General features: G+C 27.7%; 6 protein-coding genes. All 6 read left to right on the top strand.

The genetic code is table 11. The features are described 5' to 3' along the window. Positions 1-1,824: hypothetical protein (locus ACRC8M_RS10535; RefSeq protein ID WP_438529090.1), on the top strand; the 1,824-nt coding region annotated here is incomplete at its 5' end. Further along, entirely contained in the window at positions 1,821-2,333 is a 513-nt protein-coding gene (locus tag ACRC8M_RS10530) for a hypothetical protein (RefSeq protein ID WP_438529089.1), read from the top strand. The genes ACRC8M_RS10535 and ACRC8M_RS10530, both read left to right, overlap by 4 nt. Then, positions 2,333-4,834, top strand: a complete 2,502-nt coding sequence (locus tag ACRC8M_RS10525; RefSeq protein WP_438529088.1) for a hypothetical protein — start codon at positions 2,333-2,335, stop codon at positions 4,832-4,834. Before ACRC8M_RS10530 ends, ACRC8M_RS10525 begins: the two co-directional genes overlap by 1 nt. Before the next feature lie 9 nt (positions 4,835-4,843). Further along, positions 4,844-5,014, top strand: a complete 171-nt coding sequence (locus ACRC8M_RS10520) for a hypothetical protein (protein ID WP_438529087.1) — start codon at positions 4,844-4,846, stop codon at positions 5,012-5,014. 13 nt (positions 5,015-5,027) lie between these two features. Further along, positions 5,028-5,198, top strand: coding sequence for a hypothetical protein (locus ACRC8M_RS10515; RefSeq protein ID WP_438529086.1), 171 nt, complete (start codon positions 5,028-5,030; stop codon positions 5,196-5,198). 24 nt (positions 5,199-5,222) lie between these two features. Beyond that, a complete protein-coding gene (locus ACRC8M_RS10510; protein ID WP_438529085.1) occupies positions 5,223-5,693 on the top strand; it encodes a hypothetical protein in 471 nt (156 codons plus the stop codon). Positions 5,694-5,849: the final 156 nt, after the last annotated feature.

The following is a 5,849-nucleotide window of genomic DNA, read 5'->3' as shown; positions in this document are numbered from 1 at the left end:
GGAAATTATAAGTACATGGATGATGGAGCTAGAGAGTGGGATATATCTTTTAAAAAGGATAAGGGATATATAATAACTGGTTCTAAAAACTATATTATTAAAGAAAATGTACCATTAGGAAGTAGAGTTGAACTTCTTTATTTAGGTATCATTATAGACATTCAAAATGCAACTAATGGAGTTGTAGAGTTTAAAAATGATGAAATAAAAGAAGATAGAAATTACCAATTAAAAATTTATACTCCAGATGGAAAAATCTTAATAAAAGATATTAGTACAACAAGTAACTACAATCAGCAAAATAAAGGTGAAGTTGAATACGATATTAATATTAGAGAAGATCACGAATCAAAAAGAAATAAAATTGATTCAAAAGTCTATTATGGTCTTACAGATCATTTGACATTAGGAATGGGATATTTAAGAGAGCCTGAACTAATAAATGATGAATATGAGTACCTTGATAAAGGAAGATTAGAAGCTGTTTACTCTAATTATATTTACTCACTACCATACACATTTAGAGTAGGTGGAGATAAGGTATTTAATGAGTTTGAATACAAAGTAAATGAAAAAAATACCAAAGATGATTATTCCTATGACTTTTTAGGTCAAATTGATATTAAAAAAGTTAGATTAAGACTTGAACATGAAAGTAAAGGCGAGTTTTACGAAGATAAATACAAGACAAAATTCTATGTAAGATACACTCCTATAAAGGCTTTAGACCTAGAATATGAAAGAGAAGAAGCAACTAAAAGGGATGGAATCTATGGAATAGATTATAAAGAAAAAATTAATAAATACAGCATAGAGTATTCAAAAGCATATAAAGATTTGTTATTAACTGGTGAATATGAATACCATACAGAAGATAAAGGAAAGTATAGTTTTAATACCTACTATACTGGTCTTAGAACCGCTACTTTAAAACTTGAAAATACATGGAAAAATGATGGGAAAGATTATGAAGTTGCATTTAGTGTATTTTCAAATGGTAATAGACTATTTGATTACAATTTAGAAGCTAGATATACGGAAAAAGAAAAAGATAAATTTACATTTAGATTCTCAACTAACTACAACAACTGGTTTGACTATGAAATGTTTATTGATAAAAAAGGAAACCAAGAACATAAATTCGGAATAGATCACATTACTGATCTAAGAAATCCGAAAGCAAAAATTAAAAATATGGATAGTTCCCCTCTTAAAGTTGTTACATTTGTAGATAAAAATGATAATGACATTTATGACGAGGGAGAGGAACTTATTAAAAATGTTGAGGTTCAAATAGGAGAACAAAAGATAAATACCAATGAAAATGGAGAAGCTGTGTTCTATGGAGTTCCAAATTATGTAACTTATGATTTAGAGCCAAAAATTAAAAAACCTAATTTCCTATTAGGAAATAACAAAGTTCAGGTACAAGGAAAAAATACAGCTACTATAGTAGCTCATATTCCTGTAAAGCCAATGCTAACTTTAACAGGATTTATCAATGTAGAGGATATTTTAGAACTTAATTCAATTGATAAAATGAGATTGTATGAAGAACTTCTTATAACTGTAAAAGATATAAATGGAAAAGTAATAGATAGAGCTATTCCAGATGAACAAGGAATATTTGAAATATCAGGACTTTTACCTAAGAAATACTTGATTGAAGTTGTTTACATGGGAATAGATCATCAAATAGATGGTATTAATGATGAAATTGTAAAGCTAACTTATGTAGATAAAACAGACAACAATTATTATGTATTTAACATAAAAGAACATGGAATTTCAATGTTGAAAGGGGAAGGAGAAAATAAAATATGAAAAAATTACTAGGCTTTTTTATGCTAATTAATATATTAAGTTTTTCAAATGTAATACCTAGTATTCCAGTAGTTCCAAATACTGGAAATACTGATATGGATGTACCTAAGTTGCCTACTGAAGATAAAACAGAAAAAGATGGTAGTATTAGAAAATTGCTTTCTAATACTACTGTAATGATGGAATCTAAGCTAAATGTAGTAGTTCCATTGGAGATTATTTCTGATGTAGATATAAAGGCTATGGTAGTGGATGATGAAAAGATAGAAGTGCCTTTTTCATTAGAACTTAATAAAGAACCTGATTTAAAAGACCATTATAGGGTCAAATATAGCCAAGATAAAATTGATATAGATGGTGATGGGAAAGTAGATACATATATCTACTCCCCAAAATTCCTTAATAAACGAATCATAGACGACAATATGGTTGTTATAGAAGGAGCTAATATATCTAAAGAGGGTACACATGAAAAGAAAGTGTATATGACAGTAGAGGTGAAACAGTAATGATAAAAAAGATTGTAATGATAATGATGTTGATATTAAACATCATTTCTTTTTCAGAAGTTCCACATACATATATTTATGATAACCCTGAAAAGGCTATAACAACAGCAGAAATTTTAAAGAAAAAACCTAATGGAGCTGAAATGAATATTTCAGTAACAAAGGTTAAAACCCAAGAAATAGAAGGTCTTTTCAATAAAGAAGATAAAAAAATCTATTTAACAATAAATGAATTAAATATGTCAGATAGGATTGTTATAACAGATACATTAAAGGATATTAAAAATCCTAGTAAATTAATGCTTTCTAAGAGCAAATATGACTACGAATATAATTATCCTGATATTGATGTATCAACTGAAGGAATGGCTTTAAATTCAAAATTATACATTATAGTGCTTGATTCAACAAATAACTTAAAATTTATAAAAAAAGTATCTTCAGTAAAAGAATATAAACCTGAATTATATTCAGTAGTTGATAAAGTTATGAAGATGTCAGCTCGTTCAAATGAAGTGATTTTTGAGTTTAGAAGAGAATATTTATGGAACGCAAATCAACTTATTACAGGAGAACATATAAGTGAATTAACAAAAGAAGTTGAAATAGGGTTCGGAGCAACAAATAATACACATGGATCGCATAGAGGTAATAATAGAACAGCATATGGAAGAACTTTTGTTGATGTAATAGACGCAAATGGAACTTTAATAGAAACAAAAACTTTTACATGGTGGACATATTTAGGTGGAGATAATACCCATAATGCGAATGTTCCTTATAGAGTTTATTATACTAATAAATTTAATAGACCAGTGATTGTAAAATTAAGATGGTCTTTAGATTTAGGTGGATATACAGCTCATATAAATGGTGGTAGAGCAGATATTTCTGTTGTTAAAAGTGTGAATCAAGTATTCAAATATATTGTAAGTCCACTTGAAGGAACTACAAATTTAAGTTTTAATGACAACTATCAAAAAAGTTATGCTAATTTTAGCTCAACATCTTATGCAGATAGTAACGCATTAGTTTTAGAAAATTCTGTTCCTGGAATGACTTTTTCAACATCAGGAGCAGGAATAATTACTATGGAAAATGGTGATGTTTTAGATATAAATGGAGTTCAAACAACTGTAGGAGCTTCAGGAAATCTTGGCGAAAGAGTAGTAAATATTGGAAATTTAGGATTAAAGTATAAAGTTGAAGGTGGAAAATTAAGATTAGGTTTAAATAGTTGGGGAGTTGTAGAACCTTTAAGAACAGCAACGATAAAAGTTTTTAGAGGTGCAAGAGAAGTAACAAACCATGTATTTAATATTCAAGCTCCTAAGAGATTAGAGGGTTCATCAAGAATTACTCTAAAAGAATATTACCCAATTGATACATACATAGCTTTTAATTCAGTAAATCTTAATTCACCAGTTCCATTAGCATTAGAAAACTCTATAAGGGATGTTCTTTTAGAAAGTTCAAATCAACATGGACTTGCAACAATGCAACAAGGAGATATATTAGAAATTAATGGAGTTCAAAGTCAGATAGGAACTTCAGGTAATTTAGTTGAAAAAGCTCAAAATATAGACTCTTTAGCTTTTAAATACAAAGTAGAAGGTGGAAAATTAAGACTTGCATTGACTGGATGGGGAGTATTAGAACCAAGAAGAGATATAACTATTAGAATTATAAGAGGTGCAAATGAAATCAGTAAACATGTAATGAATATTAAATCACCAACAAAAGTAGAAGGAGATACTAGCTTAAAATTTGATAATACATACCAAATTAGAAGTTTTGCTAAATTTAAAGGAATTAATTTATCAATGCCTGAATTTTTAGTTTTAGAAAGACATCAAGGAGTAAACTTAGAAGGAACAAATGGAGCAGGAATCCCTTATATGAATCAAGGAGATAAAATATATATTTCTGATAATTTTACAGTAAGAAGAAGTCGAAGAGCGGTGTTTGCTGATAATTACTATGAAATAGGAGCTTCAGGAACACTTGCAAAACAAAATATAAAACTAACAAATGGAGAAGTTGGTGTTCAAGTAGAAGGTGGAAAACTAAATTTAGCTTTAAATAACTGGACAGTAAATAAAAATGTAAATGTAAGAGTTCAAATAGTTAGAGGAACAAATCAGATTATGGATCATACATTCACTTTAAAAGCTCCTGACGCACCATTTAACGTAATAAGTCAAGGTGTCTTAGACTTTGGTACTATAATCGCAGGAGCAAAGAATAGAACGGCTGAAACGGACGTTAAAATTGAAATGATAAAAGACGTAACAGATATTAAATTTAAACTAAATACAGATAGTCCAGAGTTATACAATAAGAATGGAACTACATTAAGAGCTAGAAATCTTCAAGCACTTGTTAGACAACAAGCAAATAGAAGATACTTAGTAAAAATTCAAGGTAAATTAGATGTACCTGAAAATCAAGAACTAGGAGAATATTCAGGGTCATTGGTTTTAGAAATGAAAATAAAATAGGAGGCTAGAATGGATATTAAATATGTGGTTGTTTTTAGATACAGAAACTTTTTTAAGAGTTTATTCTCTATGCCAAAATATTATAGTTGTAGAACTTGGAAAGAAGTGGAAGAGTTAATTGCTGAAAATGGAATTAAATATACTAGCGAAGTAGATTGTTTAGAAGATATAAGGGTTTAAAAGGAAAGCAATTATGAAAATAAATTTTAAAATGGGAACAAATAAATTTCTAGACTTAACAAAGGAGTTAATAAAAGTTGACTCTTCAAATGAAAAAATATACAAACATATTTTATATATACTTTCTAATAAGAAATTTTTAAAAAAAACTAACATAAAAAAATTAGTGGATAAAATTAAATAAAAAAAATTCAAAAGGAGAGTAAACGTGAAGAAATTAATATATTTATTGGTTATTTTAAATACAATTATGGTTAAAGCTGATAATGAAGATGATGTATATAAGAGAACTTTAAATTACAAAAGTATTTTGGGAATTGAAAGTTCTTTAGAGAAGGAAACTATAGTAGATAGAAATGGATCTGTTTATCAAAAACTTAATAAAAATATTCTTCAGAAAGATGGAGGAAATATAAAAGTGGAAGATATTTTGACAAAAGAAGGATTAGAAAAATTACAATCATTAGTCCAAAAAGATATTGATGATAATTTAAAATTACCTTTAGAGAAACAAATTTATATAGATACTAAAGTAACTTTAAATCCAAATAATATCTATTTTAAAGATGAAAGTGTGGTTGTAGCATTTAAACAATATGAAGTTTCATTTTTGTATAAGCAAGTAATGGAGTTTGAATATCCATTAGAATTAGTAAAAGAATATATAAAGAAAGGATAAAAATATGAAAAATTTGATTTTAAGTTTATTTTTGATAACAAATATATTAAGTTTTGCAAAAGTAGAAATAAAGATACTTGAACCTTTAAGGTTTGAGTATCTTTCTACTAAAAGACTAACTAATGAGAAAATAGCAGGTTATGGAACTATTGAAAT

Origin of the sequence: Cetobacterium sp. (assembly GCF_051653945.1) — a bacterium.
Classification (GTDB): Bacteria; Fusobacteriota; Fusobacteriia; order Fusobacteriales; family Fusobacteriaceae; genus Cetobacterium_A.
The sequence above is the reverse complement of the archived record's forward strand: the minus strand, read 5'-3'. Positions and strand labels throughout refer to the sequence as shown.

Coding starts and splice junctions, on each gene's coding strand:
- ACRC8M_RS10530 (WP_438529089.1), top strand. CDS start 1,821: ATGAAAAAATTACTAGGCTTTTTTATGCTAATTAATATATTAAGTTTT.
- ACRC8M_RS10525 (WP_438529088.1), top strand. CDS start 2,333: ATGATAAAAAAGATTGTAATGATAATGATGTTGATATTAAACATCATT.
- ACRC8M_RS10520 (WP_438529087.1), top strand. CDS start 4,844: ATGGATATTAAATATGTGGTTGTTTTTAGATACAGAAACTTTTTTAAG.
- ACRC8M_RS10515 (WP_438529086.1), top strand. CDS start 5,028: ATGAAAATAAATTTTAAAATGGGAACAAATAAATTTCTAGACTTAACA.